The sequence below is a fragment of the Herbaspirillum sp. SJZ099 genome, assembly GCF_007828355.1.
Classification (GTDB): domain Bacteria; phylum Pseudomonadota; class Gammaproteobacteria; order Burkholderiales; family Burkholderiaceae_D; genus Herbaspirillum.
The window spans coordinates 183,856-203,426 of sequence record NZ_VIUO01000001.1 but is presented as its reverse complement, the minus strand read 5'-3'; the positions used below and the strand labels follow the sequence as shown (position 1 = coordinate 203,426).

At 63.4% G+C, this 19,571-nt stretch carries 16 protein-coding genes; 11 read left to right on the top strand and 5 right to left on the bottom strand.

The window, feature by feature from the left end:
- Nucleotides 1-261 precede the first annotated feature (261 nt).
- The 10 genes from folD (at nucleotide 262) to FB597_RS00805 (ending at nucleotide 12,179) form a co-directional block, all read left to right on the top strand.
- Entirely contained in the window at nucleotides 262-1,107 is an 846-nt protein-coding gene (gene folD / locus FB597_RS00850; protein ID WP_141917125.1) for a bifunctional methylenetetrahydrofolate dehydrogenase/methenyltetrahydrofolate cyclohydrolase FolD, read from the top strand.
- Nucleotides 1,108-1,132: 25 nt separating this feature from the next.
- Nucleotides 1,133-3,205, top strand: a complete 2,073-nt coding sequence (locus FB597_RS00845) for a M3 family metallopeptidase (protein WP_141917126.1) — start codon at nucleotides 1,133-1,135, stop codon at nucleotides 3,203-3,205.
- A gap of 197 nt (nucleotides 3,206-3,402) precedes the next feature.
- Entirely contained in the window at nucleotides 3,403-3,822 is a 420-nt protein-coding gene (locus FB597_RS00840; RefSeq protein ID WP_141917468.1) for a DNA polymerase III subunit chi, read from the top strand.
- Between the two features lie 15 nt (nucleotides 3,823-3,837).
- Entirely contained in the window at nucleotides 3,838-4,242 is a 405-nt protein-coding gene (locus tag FB597_RS00835) for a hypothetical protein (RefSeq protein WP_144767626.1), read from the top strand.
- A 182-nt stretch (nucleotides 4,243-4,424) separates the two neighbouring features.
- Entirely contained in the window at nucleotides 4,425-5,735 is a 1,311-nt protein-coding gene (locus tag FB597_RS00830; protein ID WP_141917131.1) for a D-amino acid dehydrogenase, read from the top strand.
- 347 nt (nucleotides 5,736-6,082) lie between these two features.
- Nucleotides 6,083-6,982: a lipid A hydroxylase LpxO gene (gene lpxO, locus FB597_RS00825; protein ID WP_141917133.1), complete on the top strand. Its 900-nt coding sequence runs from the start codon at nucleotides 6,083-6,085 to the stop codon at nucleotides 6,980-6,982.
- Nucleotides 6,983-7,657: 675 nt separating this feature from the next.
- Nucleotides 7,658-8,725 (top strand): GGDEF domain-containing protein, encoded by a 1,068-nt coding sequence (locus FB597_RS00820; protein WP_183405797.1) that lies wholly within the window; start codon nucleotides 7,658-7,660, stop codon nucleotides 8,723-8,725.
- 297 nt (nucleotides 8,726-9,022) lie between these two features.
- Nucleotides 9,023-10,066: an asparaginase gene (locus FB597_RS00815; protein WP_255463964.1), complete on the top strand. Its 1,044-nt coding sequence runs from the start codon at nucleotides 9,023-9,025 to the stop codon at nucleotides 10,064-10,066.
- A 214-nt stretch (nucleotides 10,067-10,280) separates the two neighbouring features.
- Nucleotides 10,281-10,523, top strand: a complete 243-nt coding sequence (locus FB597_RS00810; RefSeq protein ID WP_141917138.1) for a hypothetical protein — start codon at nucleotides 10,281-10,283, stop codon at nucleotides 10,521-10,523.
- 222 nt (nucleotides 10,524-10,745) lie between these two features.
- Entirely contained in the window at nucleotides 10,746-12,179 is a 1,434-nt protein-coding gene (locus tag FB597_RS00805; protein ID WP_141917140.1) for an NAD-dependent succinate-semialdehyde dehydrogenase, read from the top strand.
- A 194-nt stretch (nucleotides 12,180-12,373) separates the two neighbouring features.
- Here FB597_RS00805 and FB597_RS00800 read toward each other — a convergent pair whose 3' ends face one another.
- The 3 genes from FB597_RS00800 to FB597_RS00790 all read right to left on the bottom strand — a co-directional run bounded on the left by FB597_RS00800 (nucleotide 12,374) and on the right by FB597_RS00790 (nucleotide 17,089).
- The gene (locus tag FB597_RS00800) at nucleotides 12,374-15,349 is read right to left on the bottom strand and encodes a DNA translocase FtsK (protein ID WP_141917141.1); all 2,976 of its coding nucleotides are present in this window, start codon (nucleotides 15,347-15,349) and stop codon (nucleotides 12,374-12,376) included.
- 142 nt (nucleotides 15,350-15,491) lie between these two features.
- Nucleotides 15,492-16,058: a DNA-3-methyladenine glycosylase I gene (locus FB597_RS00795; protein ID WP_141917143.1), complete on the bottom strand. Its 567-nt coding sequence runs from the start codon at nucleotides 16,056-16,058 to the stop codon at nucleotides 15,492-15,494.
- 23 nt (nucleotides 16,059-16,081) lie between these two features.
- Nucleotides 16,082-17,089: a serine/threonine protein kinase gene (locus FB597_RS00790; RefSeq protein ID WP_141917144.1), complete on the bottom strand. Its 1,008-nt coding sequence runs from the start codon at nucleotides 17,087-17,089 to the stop codon at nucleotides 16,082-16,084.
- A gap of 153 nt (nucleotides 17,090-17,242) precedes the next feature.
- Between FB597_RS00790 and FB597_RS00785 the strand changes: the two genes are divergently transcribed.
- Complete coding sequence (locus FB597_RS00785; RefSeq protein WP_141917145.1) at nucleotides 17,243-17,938, top strand: UPF0149 family protein; 696 nt, start codon at nucleotides 17,243-17,245, stop codon at nucleotides 17,936-17,938.
- Nucleotides 17,939-18,027: 89 nt separating this feature from the next.
- Here the strand turns inward: FB597_RS00785 and blaOXA are convergent, their stop codons facing one another.
- Entirely contained in the window at nucleotides 18,028-18,789 is a 762-nt protein-coding gene (blaOXA, locus tag FB597_RS00780) for a class D beta-lactamase (RefSeq protein WP_141917473.1), read from the bottom strand.
- A 177-nt stretch (nucleotides 18,790-18,966) separates the two neighbouring features.
- Nucleotides 18,967-19,560 carry an oligoribonuclease gene (gene orn / locus FB597_RS00775; RefSeq protein ID WP_141917146.1) on the bottom strand — a complete coding sequence of 198 codons (594 nt, stop codon included), beginning with the start codon at nucleotides 19,558-19,560 and terminating at the stop codon, nucleotides 18,967-18,969.
- Between the last annotated feature and the right edge of the window lie 11 nt (nucleotides 19,561-19,571).

The window sequence follows — 19,571 nt, the reverse complement described above, 5'->3', positions numbered from 1 at the left end:
AAAAGTGATGTCGTAGCGCTTTGGTTGCGGGAGCATAACCGAAATTGAAATTCCCCGTCGCGCACGGGGCAAAATGCCCCCATTGTGGAAGCGCGGGCATTTTGATTGCATGAAAGGCAATTTTCTTCGATGCTCTTCCGTCGGGCGCCGCATCGTCGCCCGGCCGCGCTGGCTTTATAATCACGGGTTCTGCGCTTCATGCGCTTTCATCGCCCCGGCGCCGCCCGGGGCTTTCGCCACCGCCCTGCTTCTATATTTGCCATGCCAGCTCAACTGATCGACGGAAACCTGCTCTCCCAACAACTGCGCGCCGACGTTGCCAAACGCGCCGCCGCCCTGACCGCTCAAGGCAAGCAGCCTGGCCTGGCGGTGATCCTGGTCGGCGACAGCCCGGCGTCCCAGGTCTATGTGCGCAACAAGGTCAAGGCTTGCCAAGACAACGGCCTGTATTCGGTGCTGGAAAAGTATGAGGCCTCGCTGACCGAGGCCGAACTGCTGGCCCGCATCGACGCCCTGAACCAGGACCCGAAGATCAATGGCATCCTGGTGCAGCTGCCGCTGCCGGCCCATATCGATGCGCACAAGGTGATCGAAGCCATCGCCCCCGAGAAGGATGTGGACGGATTCCACATCAGCAACGCCGGCCTGCTGATGACCGGCCAGCCGCTGTTCCGCCCCTGCACCCCGTACGGCGTGATGAAGATGCTGGAATCGATCGATTACCCGGTGCGCGGCGCCAACGCCGTCGTGGTGGGGGCTTCCAACATCGTCGGCAAGCCGCAGGCGATGTTGCTCTTGCAAGCCGGCGCCACCGTCACCATCTGCAATTCCAAGACCCGTGACCTCGGCGCGCATACCCGCAACGCCGACATCCTGGTAGTGGCCACCGGACGCCGCAACATCGTCACCGCCGACATGGTCAAGCCGGGCGCCGTGGTGCTGGACGTCGGCATGAACCGCGACGACAACGGCAAGCTGTGCGGCGACGTCGACTTCGCCAACGTCAAGGAAGTCGCCGGCTACATTACCCCGGTGCCGGGCGGCGTCGGACCGATGACCATCACCATGCTGCTGGTCAACACCATCGAAGCCGCCGAACGCACCTGATATTGAACTGAATAGAGAAGACTCCATGACCACTGACATCGCCGCCAATCCCCTGCTCGACTTTTCGGGCTACGCCCAGTTCGACGCCATCCAGCCGGAACACGTCACGCCCGCGCTGGACAAGCTGCTGGCCGACGCCGGCCGCCTGGTAACCGAACTGGAAGCGCCGATGGCGGAGGTCACCTGGGACAACTTCGTCGAACCGCTGGAGTCCGCCACCGAAAAGCTGGGCCGCGCCTGGAGCGTGGTCGGCCACCTGAACTCGGTGATGGATACGCCGGCGCTGCGCGCCACCTACAACGAGAACCAGCCGCGCCTGGTGGAATTCTGGACCGGCCTGGGCCAGAACCTGGCCTTGTTCGAGAAGTACAAGGCGCTGCAGGCCAGCCCGGCCTTCGCCTCGCTGTCGGCCGCGCGCCGCAAGGTGGTGGACAACGCCGTGCGCGACTTCCGCCTGTCCGGCGCCGAGCTGCCCGACGACAAGAAGGAACGCTTCGCCGCCATCCAGGAAAAGCAGGCGGCGCTGACCACCCGCTTCTCCGAGAACGTGCTGGACGCCACCAACGACTTCGGCCTGTTCGTCGAGGACGAAGCCGAACTCGCCGGCCTACCGGATGACGTCAAGCAGGCCGCGCGCGCCGCCGCCGAGAAGGACGGCAAGCCCGGCTTCAAGTTCACGCTGCACTTCCCCTCCTACTTCCCGGTGCTGCAATACGCCGACAACCGCGCGCTGCGCGAGAAGATCTACCGCGCCAACGCCACCAAGGCGTCCGAGCTGGGCGCCAGGCCGGAATGGGACAACAGCGCCAACATCGACGACATCCTGAAGCTGCGCAAGGAAGAGGCGCAACTGCTGGGCTACGCCAACTTCGCCGAAGTCTCGCTGGTGGCCAAGATGGCGCAATCGCCGGCCGAAGTCATCGCCTTCCTCGAAGACCTGGGCCGGCGCGCCCGCCCCTTCGGCGAAAAGGACTATGCCGAACTGAAGGCCTTCGCCAGGGAAAAGCTGGGCCTGGACACACTGGAAGCCTGGGACAGCACCTATGCCTCGGAAAAGCTGCGCGAGCAGCGCTACGCCTTCTCGGAACTGGAAGTGAAGCAATACTTCCCCGAGCCCAAGGTGGTGGGCGGCCTGTTCCAGGTCGCGCAGCAACTGTTCGGCGTCACCATCAAGCCGGACACCGCGCCGGTGTGGCACAAGGACGTGAAGTTCTTCCGCATCGAGCGCGACGGCCAGCTGGTCGGCCAGTTCTACCTCGACCTGTACGCGCGCAGCGGCAAGCGCGGCGGCGCCTGGATGGACGACGCCCGCGCCCGCCGCCTGACCGCCAACGGCGTGCAGACGCCGATCGCCTACCTGGTGTGCAACTTCACCGAACCGGCGGTGGTCGACGGCGTGGCCAAGCCGGCGCTGTTCACGCACGATGAAGTGATCACGCTGTTCCACGAGTTCGGCCATGGCCTGCACCACATGTTGACGCAAGTCGATGAAGTCGGCGTGTCCGGCATCTCCGGCGTGGAATGGGACGCGGTCGAGCTGCCGTCGCAGTTCATGGAAAACTTCTGCTGGGAATGGGATGTGCTGCAGCACCTCTCCGCGCATGCCGAGACCGGCGCGCCGCTGCCGCGCGCGCTGTACGACAAGATGATCGCCGCCAAGAACTTCCAGTCCGGCCTGCAGATGCTGCGCCAGGTGGAGTTCTCGCTGTTCGACATGATGATCCACCACGAGTACCAGGCAGGCGGCGACCAGACCGTGCAGCAATTGCTCAACGAATTGCGCGACCGCATCGCCGTGATCCGCCCGCCTGAGTTCAACCGCTTCCAGCACTCGTTCTCGCACATCTTCGCCGGCGGCTATGCGGCGGGCTATTACAGCTACAAGTGGGCCGAAGTGCTGTCGGCCGACGCCTACAGCGCCTTCGAGGAAGCCGCTGCCGGCGGCGGCAACGTGGTGTCGATCGAAACCGGCCGCCGCTTCCAGCAGGAAATCCTGGCCGTGGGCGGCTCGCGCCCGGCCATCGAGTCGTTCAAGGCCTTCCGCGGCCGCGAACCGAGCATCGATGCGCTGCTGCGGCATAGCGGCATGGCGGCTTGAACACCACACCGTCGTCCTGATGAAAGTCAGGGCCCAGCGTCGTTTGTCACGCTCTGCAAGCGCCTGCTGAGCGTAACGGACGGCGCTGGATCCCGGGGCATGCGCCGGGATGACGGCGCCATGAATATGGCTCGCGGCGAAGCAATCTTCTCCGCCCGATCATGGCAGCCCGTACCGCTTGCCACTATACTTCCGCCATGACCCGCATCGACTTCCATAGCAACGTCCCGCAAAAACTCGCCTATGTCTGCCGGCTGGTGCGCAAGGCGCGCGGCGCCGGCACCCAGATCGTGCTGCGCGTGCGCGATCGCAGCGAACTGCAGCAGCTCGACCAGGCGCTGTGGACCTTTTCCGAACAGGACTTCCTGCCGCATGTGGCCGCAGGCGATCCTCTGGCCGCGCAGACCCCGATCATCCTGACCGCCAGCGACGACATCGAACTGCCGCACCACCAGGTGCTGATCAACCTCTCAGGCGAAACGCCGGCCCATTTCGCCCGCTTCGAGCGCATGCTGGAAATCATTTCCGTCGACGACGCCGACCGCGCCGCCGGCCGTGAGCGCTACCGCTTCTACAAGGAACGCGGCTATCCGCTGTCCCACTTCGTGGCCAGCTAAGCGACGGTGCATGCCATGAACCACGACGACAACAGCATCCCGCTCCTGACCGAGGTCATCCCGCTGGCGCCGCCGCAGGCCGGCCATCCCGCCAGCGCCGCAGCCCAGCCCGGCGCCTTCTGGCAGCCGTCGGTGCCGGCCGCTCACCAGGCCCAACCCGCACCAGAAATGGCCAGCCCGAGCGCCGAACAGTACCGCCAATGGGAACAGGAAATCAGCGAAAACGTCCTGCAAAACCTGCTGGCGCAAGCCGATTCCGTCCTGCAGCAACACCTGCAGGACCAGATGGCGGTGGTGCTGGACAATATCTCCGACATCCTGACGCAGCGCGTCAAGGAGAGCCTGCGCCAGGCGCTGGCAGAAACCGTGACCCGCGCGGTGGCCGAGGAGATGGCCCGCTTCTCATCTTCAAAAAATTAAACATCTGCTCCAATTTCTTTGTTTTTTAAATAAACAAAGCCTCATTGCTTAATATTGAAGAAAATTCCTTGCCGGTATTGAATACATCGGCAATCGGGAAATTCTTACAATGCTGCTATCTGCTATCTGCTGGCAGCTCGGCGCCGCCGCGCACCAGACCACGCATAAACCGGGAGAATGAGATGAAAGTGATCGTATTGGGCGCAGGCATTATCGGGACCGCTTCGGCCTGGTTCCTGCAGAAAGAAGGCTACGACGTCACCGTCATCGAGCGCCAGCCCGGCGCGGCGCAGGAAACCAGCTTCGCCAACGGCTGCCAGATCTCGGTCTCGCACGCCGAGCCGTGGGCCAACCCGGCCGCGCCGATGAAGGTGCTCAAGTGGCTGGGCAAGGAAGACGCCCCGCTGCTGTACCGCTTCCGTCCCGAATGGCTGCAATGGAAGTGGGCCGTCAGCTTCCTGCGCGAATGCACTGCCGCCCGCACCGACGAGAACATCCGCAACATCGTCGCCCTGTGCGAATACAGCCGCCAGACCCTGCAGGCCGTGCGCGCCGAAACCGGCATCCAGTACGACCACCTGACCCGCGGCATCCTGCACTTCTATACCGAGGAAAAGGAATTCCAGGAATCGCTGCCGGCCGCCAAGCTGATGCGCGACCTGGGCTGCCCGCGCGAATCGATCGGCGCCGACGAAGTGGTGAAGATCGAACCGGCGCTGGCCTCGATCCGCAACAAGATCGTCGGCGGCGACTTCACCGCCACCGATGAATCCGGCGACGTCTACAAGCTGACTACCGGCCTGGCGCAAAAGGCCGAGCAAGCCGGCACACAGTTCCGCTTCTCCACCACCATCACCCGCCTGATCACCGAAGGCGCGGGCGCTTCGGCCCGTGTGACCGGGGTCGAAGTCATCAATCCGGACGGCCGCCATGAGGTATTGAAGGCCGATGCCTTCGTGGTCGCCATGGGCAGCTTCTCGCAACCGCTGGTCAAGCCGCTGGGCATCGACCTGCTGCTCTATCCAGGCAAGGGCTATTCGGCCACCTACAAGGTCATCAATCCCGACGCCGCCCCCACCGTCTCGCTCACCGACGACGGCTACAAGCTGGTGGTCTCGCGCCTGGGCGACCGCCTGCGCGTGGCCGGCACCTGCGAACTGAACGGCTATACCCGCGAGCTCAACACCACCCGCTGCGAAGCCATCACCCGCCGCACCCGGGAACTGTTCCCGGACGGCTGCGACTACGAGAACCCGGTCTACTGGACCGGCCTGCGCCCGCTGACGCCGTCCAACGTGCCCTATGTGGGCAAGACCAAGTTCAGCAACCTGTACCTGAACACCGGCCACGGCACCCTGGGCTGGACCATGGGCTGCGGCTCCGGCCGCGCCATCGCCGAAATCGTCGCCGGCCGCGTACCGGAGATCGACTTCGCCTTCACCGGCCTGCCGCGCTGGAACCGCGGCCCGGCCGTGGTGCAGCAAGCCGCCTGAGCGATACGCAACGTCTCATCCTTCACTGTTGTTGTCCCTCGCGGGCCGGTTTCCCCGGCCCGCTTTTTTATTGCCTGTTTGATTTCCCTCATGCCGTAGCCGCGCAGCGGGGCCAAGGCGGCAGGTACGCTTACATTTGCTGACACCCCCTTGGTGTAGAATCGTTTGCTTGCCTCGCGCGCTGCGCGGGCCTACGCTCGGGAACCAACTCAGCTCATCCGCGCGCTTTGGGCGCCTTCAGACGCTTTCTGCGGTTGGTTTTTCCCGATCCGACTCCATCTGGCAGACATCTGCCTTGCCGCATGCCAACATCGGCCGGCGGCCTGCAACATCAAGAGGACCATGCAATGAAGTGGGTAATCGTCTTTATTTACCTGTTTTCGATCGTTTTCATCCATTTCCGCGGACGCGTGCGGCTGCCCTTCCTGCGCCAGTTCTTCGACCACTCGTCGATCATGTCGCCGATCAACCTGTTCATGTACGCCTTCTCGCGCGTACCGGCGGTGCCCTATCCGGCCGTGCGCGAGTTCAAGGACCTGGCCCTCATCGACGAGAATTGGGAAACCATCCGCGATGAAGCCGTGGCGCTGCAGAACCTGGCCAAGATCAAGGCCGCCGAGAAAAACGACGATGCCGGATTCAACTCCTTCTTCAAGGCCGGCTGGAAGCGCTTCTACCTGAAGTGGTACAACGCCAGCCATCCTTCGGCCGAGAAATTCTGCCCCAAGACCGTCGAGATCCTGCGCCGCGTCCCCAGCGTGAAGGCGGCGATGTTCGCCGAGCTGGCGCCGGGCGGCACGCTCAATCCGCACCGCGACCCCTATGCCGGTTCGCTGCGCTACCACCTCGGCCTGGTCACGCCCAACGATGACCGTTGCTTCATCGAAGTCGACGGCAAGCGCTATAGCTGGCGCGACGGCCAGAGCGTGGTGTTCGACGAGACCTTCATCCACTGGGCGCAGAACGGGACCGAGACGAACCGTATCATCCTGTTCTGCGATGTCGAACGCCCGCTGCGCTACCGCTGGGCCGAAGCGATCAACCAATGGCTGGGCCGCACCATGATGACCGCCGCCGCTTCGCCCAATGAAACCGGCGACCAGACCGGCCGCGTGAACAAACTGTTCCGCTTCGTGTGGCTGGCCGGCCAGTATCGCCGCCGCTTCAAGAAATGGAACAAGACCGTCTACCGCATCACCAAATTCGGGTTGATCATCGCCATTGCGCTGCTGATCATCTATGCCTGACAAGCTGGCGAAACTGAAAGCAGCATAAAAAATCGCCGGCCTAGCAACCTAATGCCGTTCAGTTAAACGCTGAACGGCATTTGTGTTTGTGCGGTCCAGATTCCGTTCGCCCTGAGTAGCTGCGCAAGCAGCGTATCGAAGGGCAGGCAAGAGCGCTAAACGGTGACACGCTGGCTTCGATACGCCCCTGACGGGCCTACTCAGCCCGAACGGGCTTGGGGGATGAGCGCTTCAGAATTAGCCTTGACTGAACGGCATTACGGCCTAGCAACCGGCGATTTTTTTGCGCGCGTTTTGCCGCGCTTGCATACGGCGCCGCCGTCCCTCGGGTATGCATGCGATGCCAGGATCAATTCTCACAAATACTCACGAAACGCACTCGGGGCAAGGCTTCCAGGCAACTGTCCATGAATCGGCAAACGCGCACAAAGTCAAAAGACTATCAAACCAGCGCGTAAATATGACTCACTGCAAAACAAAATTTCCAAGTGGAAATGAATTCGATATTTTCGGTTTCAAACTGCAGAAACTGCTTCATCCCAGCGCGCGCGAACGTGTAAAATCATCCCGCTTCCTTGCTTGATTCATGGCGTGATTCTTGCATAAGTGCTGATACATCGCGCGAATGGCGAAGCACGAAATCCGAGTACCGACCATACATAGAACAATGGGCTCATGCAGGACATCGATAACGAGATGAAGAAACCGCTGCTCAAGCATCTGGTAGAGATCACTGCTCACCGGGAGCATTCCCGTCTGGCGCTCTCCGTCATCTCGGCGCTGTACCAGCTGACCAATGTGCAGGAAATCCGCATGCTGGATATCTTCAACATGCGCGATACGCACTACGTTCAGGAAAAGATGGTGATCCGCGACGGCGAAGTCCACACCATCGACGAACACACCAGCGACGACCCCAAGGAACCCCTCTCCAGCTACCCGGCGATGGTGGCCTGCATCCGCAGCCATCTCAACGAATATCTCGAAACCGCCGAGGACGGCACGCACATCCTCTGGCTGCCGGTATGGCTGCACGGAAAGATGAACTCCTGCGTCGAAATTCGCAGCACCAAGCCCTTCGATGCACAGATGCTCGATGTCATCCATGGCATCTTCCATGTCTACTGCAATTACCAGAGCCTGCTCGACTACAGCGAGCGCGACGCCTTGACCGGCCTGTTCAACCGCAAGACCTTCGACGAACAGTTCACCAAGTACGCCTTCGCCATCGCGCCGCATGAAGCGCATTCGCTGGAGAAGAACGACCGCCGCCATGACGGCCTGGCTGAAGCCAAGGGCCACTGGCTGGCCGTGGTCGACATCGACCACTTCAAGCAGGTCAACGATCGCTACGGCCACCTGTACGGCGATGAAGTGCTGATCCTGATGGCCAACATCCTGCGCGCCTCCTTCCGCAGCCACGACCGCATCTTCCGTTTCGGCGGCGAAGAGTTCGTCATCCTGCTGCGCTCGACCACCCTGTCCGACGCGCGCAAGATATTCGACCGCTTCCGCCAGAACGTGCAGGAATACGACTTCCCGCAGGTCGGCAAGGTCACGGTCAGCCTCGGCTTTGTCGGCATCTCGCGCGAAACGCCGGTGGTCATCCTCGGCCATGCCGACCAGTCCCTGTACCACGCCAAGAAAAACGGCCGCAACCGTATCTGCTTCTATGAAGAGCTGGTCGATTCCGGTGTACTGCATTCCGGCATCACCACCAACGACACCGTCGAATTCTTCTGACCCGCCGTCTTCGACGAACGCCTCCCCAACCGCCTTCACGGCGGTTTTTTCTTGCCCTCCCCCCGCGATCCGGGCCGCCGGCGGGACTCATGCGTTTGGCGCATCCTTCCATGTTTTAAAAGCATGAGACATCGCAATTCGGCTTTCGTATGATCGCTGCGTTCCTCACCATCCGTGCGGGACCGGCCGTTTCGACGCGCCATCAGAACAACGGAAGCAAGCCGTAAAACGGACTTACAAACTGTCACCAGGAGACTTCAAATGCAGCAGGCAAAATTCAAACAAATCGGCGCTGTCATGATCATGTCCGCCGCCTTCGCCGCCCTGAGCGTATCGGCGCAGGCCCAGGACAAGAAACCCAACGTCGTGGTCATCGGCACCGGCGGCACCATCGCCGGCGCGGGCGCTTCCAGCGTCAACACCGCGGCCTACCAGTCGGCCGTGGTTCCGGTCGACAAGATCATCGCCGCCGTGCCGGAAGTGTCGAAGATCGCCAACGTGCGCGGCGAACAGATTTTCCAGATCGGCAGCGAAAGCTTCAATGACGAGCGCCTGCTGAAGCTGGGCAAGCGCGTTTCCGAACTGCTCAAGCAAAGCGATGTGGACGGCATCGTGATCACCCACGGCACCGACACCATCGAAGAGACCGCCTACTTCCTCAACCTGGTGTTGAAGAGCGAGAAGCCGGTGGTGGTGGTCGGCTCGATGCGCCCCGGCACCGCGCTGGGCGCGGACGGCGCGCTGAACCTGTATGACGCGGTGCTGGTCGCCGGTAGCAAGGAAGCCGCCGGCAAAGGCACGCTGGTGGTGATGAACGACGAAATCCATTCCGGCCGCGACGTCACCAAGAGCAACTCGTTCAAGGTCGAGACCTTCCGTTCGCCCTACGGCCCGCTGGGCTACGTGGTTGAAAACAAGCTGATGTTCTACCGCCTGCCGGCCCGTCCGCACACCACGCAAACCGAGTTCGACATCGACAAGATCAACAGCCTGCCGCGCGTGGATATCGCCTACAACTACGGCAACGTCAGCCGCGCCGCCTATGACGCCTTCGTCAACGCCGGCGCCAAGGCGATCATCCATGACGGCACCGGCAACGGCAGCGTGGCCGAACAGATCGTGCCGGTGCTGCAGGAAGTGCGCGGCAAGGGCGTGCAAGTCATCCGCGCCACCCGCACCGGCAGCGGCGTCGTGATCCGCAACGGCGAGCAGCCTGACGACAAGTACGACTGGGTCGTCACCGACGACCAGAATGCCCAGAAGGCCCGCATCCTGGCCGAACTGGCGCTGACCAAAACCAACGACAGCAAGGAACTGCAAAAGATCATGTGGAAGTACTGATCGGCCAACCTTGGCGCAAACCGGCGCAGACCGGGCCGATTTGCGTTGTTGCAAAAAAACTGGGATGACTCCCAGTTCCCTCTTTGCCCCGCTTCGGCGGGGCTTTTTTCGTCCGCAAGGCTGGCCCCGGGCAATGCAACCCGCCGCCTTCCCGGCTCCGGAACATTCCCTCTTGCGGCACAGTCTCACCAGACCCGACCAAGAGGAGATCGCCATGGACAAACGGCTTGCCTTGCTGACAAGCATCGCCGAACTGAAGAGCTCCCACGACGAAGCAGCCACGATGCTCTCGCACATCATGCTCAACGTCATCCGCACCGCCAGGCACGAAGATAGCGGGCCGCCGCTGCTGAAGTCGGTGCGCCAGTACCGCAAGGCCATCAAGGAACTGAAGATACAGTGCCTGCAGGTGGAAATGATCCTGGCCGAAATGGAAATCCCCCGGCACGTCCATTGACTCATTGCCCCGTTGGCGGTCCGCAGGCGCCGCCTGCGGACATGCGCGATGCGTGGTATAACTCTCCTTCTCGCAGGCCGGCCCATCCACAAGCAACTGGCCGGCCCGCACATCGACAAGACGCCGCCAGAGCTGTCGCCATCACCATCATTGACGCCCGCCGCGCAAGCCGCAACTGCCGTCGGCGGCATCCCTGTAACCCCTGACGAACGAGGACCTCATATGTATAAGGACGTACAGCTTTTCATCAACGGCGAATGGAGCGCCAGCGTTTCCGGCGGCACCATTGACGTGGTCAACCCGGCCACCGAAGAAGTCATCGGCAAGATCGCCCACGCCGGCCGCGAAGACCTCGACCGCGCGCTGGAAGCCGCCCAAAAGGGCTTCGACGTATGGCGCAATATCTCCGCCTTCGAGCGTTCGAAGATCATGCGCCGCGCCGCCAACCTCCTGCGCGAACGCGCCGACGAGATCGCCCGCCTGATGACGCTGGAACAAGGCAAGCCGATTCCCGAAGCCAAGATGGAAACCCTGGGCGCGGCCGACACCATCGACTGGTTCGCCGAGGAAGCCCGCCGCACCTACGGCCGCCTGGTACCGGCGCGCGTGCCGGGCGCCTACCAGATGGTGATCAAGGAGCCGGTCGGCCCGGTGGCTGCCTTCACGCCCTGGAACTTCCCGCTCAACCAGGTGGTGCGCAAGCTGTCGGCCGCGCTGGCCGCCGGCTGCTCGATCATCGTCAAGGCGCCGGAAGAAACCCCCGCCTCCCCGGCCGAACTGATCCGCGCCTACGCCGATGCCGGCGTGCCGGCCGGCGTCATCAACCTAGTCTACGGCGTGCCGGCCGAGATCTCGGAATACCTGATCCCGCATCCGGTGATCAAGAAGATTTCCTTCACCGGCTCCACCCCGGTGGGCAAGCAACTGGCCGCGCTGGCCGGCCTGCACATGAAGCGCGCCACCATGGAGCTGGGCGGCCACGCCCCGGCCATGGTGTTCGACGATGCGGACATCGACGCCGCCGCCAAGCAACTGGCCGCCGCCAAGTTCCGCAATGCCGGCCAGGTGTGCGTCTCGCCGACCCGCTTCCTGGTGCAGAAGAACGTGTTCAACGCCTTCGTCGACAAGTTCGTCACCTACGCCGAGCAACTGAAGGTCGGCAACGGCATCGACGCCGGCACCACCATGGGCCCGGTGGCCAACAAGCGTCGCATCCCGGCGCTGGAATCGCTGATCGACGACGCCGTCTCGCAAGGCGCGCAACTGCGCACCGGCGGCAAGCGCATCGACGGCCGCGGCTACTTCTTCCAGCCCACCGTGCTGACCAACATCCCGCTGTCGGCCCGCGTGATGAACGAGGAACCGTTCGGCCCGCTGGCGCTGATCAACCCGTTCGACACGCTGGATGAAGTGATTGCCGAAGCCAACCGCCTGCCCTTCGGCCTGGCGGCCTACGCCTTCGCCAAGTCGGCGCACACCAAGCACGCGCTGGCCGCGCGCGTGGAAAGCGGCATGCTGACCATCAACCACCTGGGCCTGGCGATCCCCGAACTGCCGTTCGGCGGCATCAAGGACAGCGGCTACGGTTCCGAAGGCGGCACCGAGGCGATCGAAGCCTATATCAACACCAAGCTGGTGACCCAGTTGGATGTCTGATCGGCCTGGATGAAATAAAAATGGCGAACCGGAAATCCGGTTCGCCATTTTTTTATCTGCCGCTCAATTCACCGTCGTCCTGACGAAAGTCAGGACCCAGCGTCGTTCGTCGCATCACCCCGACGCCGGTTAATCGCTACCAACGACACTGGATCCCGGCCTGCGCCGGGATGACGGGAAGCTGCGATAAGGATTTATTCTTCGCCCGACGGCGGCACCAGGATATCGCGGCTGCCATTGCGCGACATGGCCGACAGCACGCCGGCCGTCTCCATCTGTTCCACCAGCCGCGCGGCGCGGTTGTAGCCGATGCGGAACTGGCGCTGCACCGATGAAATGGACGCGCGGCGCGACTTCAGCACGAAGGCCACCGCCTCGTCATACAGCGGATCGGATTCGGGATCGGGCATGTCGCTGCCGAACATGTCGCCTTGCGCCGCATCCTCCGCGATCAGCGGCGCCAGGATCTCTTCGATATAGCGCGGCTCGCCGAACGACTTCAGGTATTCCACCACACGGTGCACCTCCTCGTCGGAGACGAAGGCGCCATGCACGCGCTGCGGATAACCCGAGCCGGGCGGCAGGAACAGCATGTCGCCATGGCCCAGCAGCGACTCCGCGCCCATCTGGTCGAGCACGGTGCGCGAGTCGATCTTGGACGATACCTGGAAGGCCACGCGGGTCGGGATGTTGGCCTTGATCAGGCCGGTAATCACGTCCACCGACGGGCGCTGCGTGGCCAGGATCAGGTGGATGCCGGCCGCACGCGCCTTTTGCGCCAGGCGCGCGATCAGCTCTTCCACCTTCTTGCCGACCACCATCATCAGGTCGGCCAGCTCGTCGATGACGATCACGATGGTGGGCAACTTGTCCAGCGGCTCGGGCGCGTCCGGCGTCAGGCTGAACGGATTGGGGATCTTCTCGCCGCGCGCATGGGCGTCATCGATCTTCTGGTTGTAGCCGGCCAGGTTGCGCACGCCCAGTTTCGACATTTTCTTGTAGCGGCGCTCCATCTCGTCCACCGCCCAGTTCAGCGCATGCGCGGCCTCGCGCATGTCGGTCACCACCGGCGCCAGCAGGTGCGGAATGCCTTCGTAGATCGACAGTTCCAGCATCTTGGGATCGATCATGATCATGCGCACTTCTTCCGGCGTGGCCTTGTAGAGCAGCGACAGGATCATGGCGTTGATCGCCACCGACTTGCCCGAACCGGTGGTGCCGGCCACCAGCATGTGCGGCGCGCGCGCCAGGTCGGTGACCACCGGCGTGCCGGTGATGTCCTTGCCCATGGCCAGCGTCAGCAGCGAGGCCGACTTGCGGTAGGCTTGCGAATGCACGATCTCGGACAGCTTGATCATCTGCCGGCGCGCATTGGGCAGCTCCAGGCCCATGCAGGTCTTGCCGGGGATGGTCTCGACCACGCGGATCGAGGTCAGCCCCAGCGCGCGCGCCAGGTCCTTCATCAGGTTGACCACCTGCGCCCCGCGCACGCCCTGCGCCGGCTCGACTTCAAAGCGCGTGATCACCGGCCCCGCTTCGGCGCCCAGCACCGCCACCGGCACCTTGAATTCCTTCAGGCGCTGTTCGATCAGGCGGCCGGTCTCTTGCAATTGTTCGGCATCGACTTCGATGGCGGCATCCGGCACCACATCGAGCAAATCCAGCGCGGGCAATGGGATCTGCACCTGCGGCTCGGGCGCTTCATCTTCCGCATAAGCGGTAACGGGCGGCGCTACCGGCGCCGGCCCGGGGCTGCGCACCGCAAACGATGGCGTACCGGAAACCGGACCGGAAGGCGCTTGCGGCGCAGGAACCGATTCCGGTTCCTGGTCGAACAGCGACATGAAAGGATCTTCAATATGAAGCGCTTCAGGCTGCGCCTCGACAGGCGCAACAGAATCAACAAGAGCGGCCGGAACCAGCGGTTCCGGCACAGCTTCGAGCCATGGCGCCGTGTACGGCTCGACGGCTGCAGGCTGGGCTGCCGCCGGCATGTCTTGCGGCATCTCGCCGTGCGCCATGCCGGATTCCGCAGCTGGGGCGATGGCGCCGCCATCCGCCATCTGCATCCCGCCCGCAACCGCAGGCGCCTGTGGCTCGGCCGCTTCGCCGCCGGCAACCGCTTTCTGCCCCGCCGCTTCTTGCAGCGAGCGCATCAGGCGCGTGGGAATGACATCGGCGCGCTCGGCCGGCGTACTGGGTTCCGGGGCCTGCCTGGCCGCGCGGCCGACACTGCTGATGCGGATGCTGCGGGTCGGCGCCAGGCCGGGTTGCGAAGATTGGCTAGGCGTCGCGCGCACGATCGACGGCGGGATCTGCTGCGCCGGCGGCATCGGATTGGCCGCGCGCGACAGGCTGGCATTGGCCGCTGCGCTGGCGGCGGTAATGGCGCTGCTGGCAGCGGCGCGCGCCAGCATGGCATCGGTCGGGCGCAAGGTCTCGAAAGTCGCCCATTCCGATTCAGGGCGCGGGCGCGCATCTTGCGCCATGGGCTTGAGGGAAGGCCATTTTCCGCCGTGTCCGGAACTGTCCTGCGGTGGCGTGAACTGGCGCTGCGCGGCGCTCCTGTTCAGTGCCGACAAAGGCACTTGCCAGTCCTCCCGCCCGGCCATGCCGGGGTGGCGGCCGGGTGCGGCGGCGGGTGCGCCGGTCGCCCGCTGCATATTGGCCAGACCGGCTGGACGGGCCGGCGGCATGCGCCGCTCGGCGCCTTGCGCCGACGAGCCGCCATAGCGGAGCCCCGCCAGCCGGTTGCGTTCGCTCTCGATGCTGCCGCGCCGCGGCGGCGCCAGGTCGAGCTCGGGATGGTCGTCGCGGTCGGCCTGGTTGCCGCGTCCGAAGAACGCGCCCAGCAGCCACTTCAACCCCAGCGCCGCCAGCGCCAGCATCAGCACCACGGCGATCACTTTGTTGAACTTGCCGGCCAGCGCGCCCATCAGGGCGAAACCGAACAGGTCGGCGCTGGCGCCCTCGTCGGCGGTATCGAACTGCGCGCGGATGAGCGACTCGATAGCGCTGCTGCCGCACAGCAGCAGCAAGGTGCCGAGCCAGACGCGGATCGCGCCGCGTCCGCCGAGAATGGATTTGCGGGTCAGCGCGGACACCGCCGACCTCAGCAACAGGGGCAGTATCCACAGCACCGACCAGCCAAACCACTTGATGAAAATCATGCTATTCCCAAACTGAATCCGGCAGGCTGCTTGCCTGAACCGGCATCTTGATTCCAGATCCACGGCCGGTCAGGATCCGGCCGCCAGCGAGTGTAAACCATCCTGGCGTCATTGCTCCCCTGCCCCGGCCCCTGCCTCTGCTTCAATGCTTGCGGCCATGGCAGTGGCAGCCCACCACATGGTCGTCGACCATGCCGATGCCTTGCATGTAGGCATAGACGATAGTGGAGCCGACGAACTTGAAACCGCGCTTGGCCAGATCCTTGGAAATCTGGTCCGACAGCGGCGTCTTGGCCGGACATTCCCCGTGCGCCTTCCATTTGTTGCGGATCGGCTTGCCGCCGACGAAGCCCCACAGGTAGGGATCCAGCCCGCCCGTTTCTTCTTTCAGCCGCAGATAGCTATGCGCATTGGTGATGACCGCGGCCACCTTCAGGCGGTTGCGGATGATGCCTGGATTGGCCAGCAATTCGGCTACCTTGCGCTCGTCGTAGCGGGCGATCTTGCGGGCGTCCCAGTGATCGAAGGCGGCACGGTAGTTGGCGCGCTTGTTGAGCACGGTTTCCCATGACAGGCCGGCTTGCGCGCCTTCCAGGTTGAGCATTTCGAACAGCCGGGTCTCGTCGTGGCAAGGCACGCCCCATTCCTCGTCGTGGTAGCTCACGTACAAGGGATTGTTCATATTGACCCAGGCACAGCGTGTTTTCATGTTTCCCCCTTCGTCTTGTCGATTCAGACCGGCCATAGCGGCGGCTCATCCATCAGCGCGATCTGCTCGCGCAGCTCCAGGATGCGGTCTTGCCAGTAGCGTTGCGTGTTGAACCACGGGAAGGCGACCGGGAACGCCGGATCGTCCCAGCGCCGCGCCAGCCAGGCCGAATAATGGATCAGGCGCAAGCTGCGCAGCGCCTCGATCAGGTAGAGCTCGCGCGGGTCGAATTCGCAGAAACTCTCGTAGCCGGCCAGCAGGTCGGACAACTGGCGCACCATGTCGCCGCGCTCGCCCGAGAGCAGCATCCACAAATCCTGCACGGCCGGGCCGCTGCGGCTGTCGTCGAAATCGACGAAGTGCGGGCCGGCGTCGGTCCACAGCACATTGCCGACGTGGCAGTCGCCATGCAGGCGCAACGCCCGCACCTCGCCGGCACGCTCGAAGCAGCGGCGCACGCCATCCAGCGCGTGGTCGACGGTACTGAGCCAGGAAGCCTTGAGCTCATCCGGGATGAAATTGTGGGAGAGCAGCCAGTCGCGCGGCTCTATGCCGAAGCTGGCGATATCCAGCGCCGGGCGCTCGGCGTAAGGCTGCTGCATGCCGACCGCATGGATGCGGCCGATGAAGCGCCCCATCCATTCCAGCGTGTCGGGGCTGTCCAGCTCGGGCGCGCGTCCGCCGTGGCGGCGAAATACCGCGAAGCGAAAGCCCGCATAGCGCTGCAGGGTCGCGCCGTTTTCCAGCGCCAGCGCCGGCACCACCGGTATCTCCTCGTCGGCCAGTTGCTGCGAAAACGCATGCTCTTCCAGGATCTGCGCGTCGCTCCAGCGCAGCGGCCGGTAGAACTTGGCCACCAGCGGCGGCCCCTCCTCCATCCCGACCTGGTAGACGCGGTTTTCGTAGCTGTTCAAGGCCAGCAGCCTGCCATCGCCGAAGAGGCCGACGCTGTCGAGGGCATCGAGCACCATGTCGGGCGATAGCGTGGCGAAGGATGTGGCGTCGGGAAAATTGCTGGCGGATTCATTCATCCGGCTATTGTACTGGCGAGTACCGGCGAGGCGGCGGTCTGCGTGCTTCAAAGACCTCTCGCGGCAGTAGACAAACCGACAATGCTCGCACCGCTGGCTGAATAGAATTACACTGGCAAGCTGATTATCAGTAATTCGCATACCAAGGAAGCCATGCACCTCGACCAGCCCCTTTCCGATCAAGAGTTCGACGAACTCGACGATTTCCTCCTGTCCGACCGCTGCGCCGACGACGTCATGACCATGGACACGCTGCACGGCTACCTGACCGCGCTGGTCATCGGCCCGCAGGAAGTGCTGATGGCCGAATGGCTACCGCGCGTGTGGGGCAGCCGCCCGGAAGACACGCCCAAGTTCAAGTCCGGCAAGGAAGCCGAGCGCATCACCAGCCTGATCGCGCGCACCATGAACGAGATCGCCATCACCTTCGAGGTTGCGCCCAAGGAATACGAACCGCTGTTTTGCGAGCGCGAGCATGAAGGCAAGCCGCTGCTGGATGCGGAAGCCTGGGCCTGGGGTTTCTGGGAAGGCATGCAACTGCGCGCCCAGCAATGGGACGAGATCTTCCACTCTGACCTGGCGCCGCTGATGCGCCCGATCTACCTGCTGGGCTCGGACGAGCTGGAGGAAGAAGAAACCAAACTGATCGACGATCCGGTCAAGACCCACAAGCTGGCCATCGAGATCGAATCGGCCATCCCGCATATCCACCGTTACTGGGCGCCCAAGCGCAAGTCGGCGGTGGAGCAGGTGCAGCGCGACGCGCCCAAGGTCGGCCGCAATGACGATTGCCCCTGCGGCAGCGGCAAGAAATACAAGAAGTGCTGCGGGGCCGATGGCCAGGAGTAAGACTGTCCCGCCATTGTCGTCGCAAGCCAAGGTAAAACGGCGCGCCAGCATGAACTGGCGCGCCGTTTTGCATGAAAAGGACTGCGCAATCAGGCCGGCAACACGCCCATCTTCTTCAACGCCTGGCGCACGATCCGCTCGCGCTTGGGCAAGTCGGCCATGCGGTTGGGCGTGTCGATATTGAGCGCGAAGAACACCGGGCCTTCCTCCCGCTCCACCCAACCCACCCACCAGCCGATCTTGCCGCTCCAGCCGGATTTGGCGCGCAGGATCCAGTCCTTTCCGGCCTCGTTGACCATCACATCCTTGACGATCAACTGGTGTTCCACCTTGAAAGGCAATTCATTGCGATACAGGCGGCGCAGGAAGGCGATCTGCTCATTGGCTGAAATGGCCAGTTGGCCATCGACCCAGAACGGCTCGGGGCCGTCGGCCGAGGCATTGCCGTACGGGATCTTGCGCATATAGGCGACTTCGCGCTCCTTGCCGATCTCGGCGGCGAAACGCTCGAACACCCAGACCGCCGAATAGCGCATGGCCGAGCGCAGGTCCTGGTCGCGGTTCCATGCCGGGACGGAGCGTTGCACGCCATCCCATGGGATCACCTGGAACTCGTCGCGCAGCACGCCGGCATCGAGCGCGATCAGGCTGTGCGGCACCTTGAAGGTGGATGCCGGCACGAAGCGCTGCGCCGCCCGCTCCTGTGCATGTACCAGGATGCGTTCCTTGCCGCCGCGCAGGTCCGCTACGACCAGCGTACCCGGCACGCCGGCTTCGGCAAAATAGGCCGCCCAGTTTTCTCCCGTTTCATTACCTGAAGAAGAGGCGGCTGCTTTTGCCAAACCCGGCATGGCGCCGGCGGCAATGGCGGCCTGCAGGAATAGGCGTCGACTGGTTGACATGGCGTTCCTTTCATCATGTTGTACACACCTGGGCGACACTGCCGCCCTCGCGCACAGGCCGCCCAATATAAAACGCCCCGGTTCAAGCCGGGGCGTCAGGTGTAGAGCTGCGCGCTCAACCCAAGTTCATTCCTGGATGAAATGCTCGCGATAAAACTTCAATTCTTCGATCGATTCCAAGATATCCGCCAGCGCGGTATGCATCTGGCGCTTCTTGAAGCCGGTGGCGATGGCCGGCTTCCAGCGCTTGCACAGTTCCTTGAGCGTGGACACGTCCAGGTTGCGGTAATGGAAGAATTCTTCCAGCTTGGGCATGCCGCGCACCATGAAGCGACGATCCTGGCAGATCGAGTTGCCGCACATGGGCGACTTGCCGGCCGGCACGTATTTCTTCAGGAATTCAATCAGTTGCTTCTCGGCGTCGGCCTCGGTCACGGTCGAGGCCTTGACGCGCTCGATCAGCCCCGAGCGGCCGTGGGTGCCCTTGTTCCAGGCGTCCATGCCGTCCAGCACTTCATCGGATTGATGAATCGCAAACACCGGGCCTTCGCCCAGCACGTTCAGCTCGGAGTCGGTCACCACCACCGCCACTTCGATGATGCGGTCGTTGTCCGGGTCGAGGCCGGTCATTTCCATATCCACCCAGACCAGGTTCATCTCATTGGGGCGGATCGGTGCGGCAACTGCTTGCCCGGCGTTGGCGTCGGCGGCTTGTGACATAATTCTTCCTT

Bases quoted from the DNA above. Each gene is read 5' to 3' on its own strand.
- folD (WP_141917125.1), top strand. From the start codon at position 262: ATGCCAGCTCAACTGATCGACGGAAACCTGCTCTCCCAACAACTGCGC.
- FB597_RS00845 (WP_141917126.1), top strand. From the start codon at position 1,133: ATGACCACTGACATCGCCGCCAATCCCCTGCTCGACTTTTCGGGCTAC.
- FB597_RS00840 (WP_141917468.1), top strand. From the start codon at position 3,403: ATGACCCGCATCGACTTCCATAGCAACGTCCCGCAAAAACTCGCCTAT.
- FB597_RS00835 (WP_144767626.1), top strand. From the start codon at position 3,838: ATGAACCACGACGACAACAGCATCCCGCTCCTGACCGAGGTCATCCCG.
- FB597_RS00830 (WP_141917131.1), top strand. From the start codon at position 4,425: ATGAAAGTGATCGTATTGGGCGCAGGCATTATCGGGACCGCTTCGGCC.
- lpxO (WP_141917133.1), top strand. From the start codon at position 6,083: ATGAAGTGGGTAATCGTCTTTATTTACCTGTTTTCGATCGTTTTCATC.
- FB597_RS00820 (WP_183405797.1), top strand. From the start codon at position 7,658: ATGCAGGACATCGATAACGAGATGAAGAAACCGCTGCTCAAGCATCTG.
- FB597_RS00815 (WP_255463964.1), top strand. From the start codon at position 9,023: ATGATCATGTCCGCCGCCTTCGCCGCCCTGAGCGTATCGGCGCAGGCC.
- FB597_RS00810 (WP_141917138.1), top strand. From the start codon at position 10,281: ATGGACAAACGGCTTGCCTTGCTGACAAGCATCGCCGAACTGAAGAGC.
- FB597_RS00805 (WP_141917140.1), top strand. From the start codon at position 10,746: ATGTATAAGGACGTACAGCTTTTCATCAACGGCGAATGGAGCGCCAGC.
- FB597_RS00800 (WP_141917141.1), bottom strand. From the start codon at position 15,349: ATGATTTTCATCAAGTGGTTTGGCTGGTCGGTGCTGTGGATACTGCCC.
- FB597_RS00795 (WP_141917143.1), bottom strand. From the start codon at position 16,058: ATGAAAACACGCTGTGCCTGGGTCAATATGAACAATCCCTTGTACGTG.
- FB597_RS00790 (WP_141917144.1), bottom strand. From the start codon at position 17,089: ATGAATGAATCCGCCAGCAATTTTCCCGACGCCACATCCTTCGCCACG.
- FB597_RS00785 (WP_141917145.1), top strand. From the start codon at position 17,243: ATGCACCTCGACCAGCCCCTTTCCGATCAAGAGTTCGACGAACTCGAC.
- blaOXA (WP_141917473.1), bottom strand. From the start codon at position 18,789: ATGCCGGGTTTGGCAAAAGCAGCCGCCTCTTCTTCAGGTAATGAAACG.
- orn (WP_141917146.1), bottom strand. From the start codon at position 19,560: ATGTCACAAGCCGCCGACGCCAACGCCGGGCAAGCAGTTGCCGCACCG.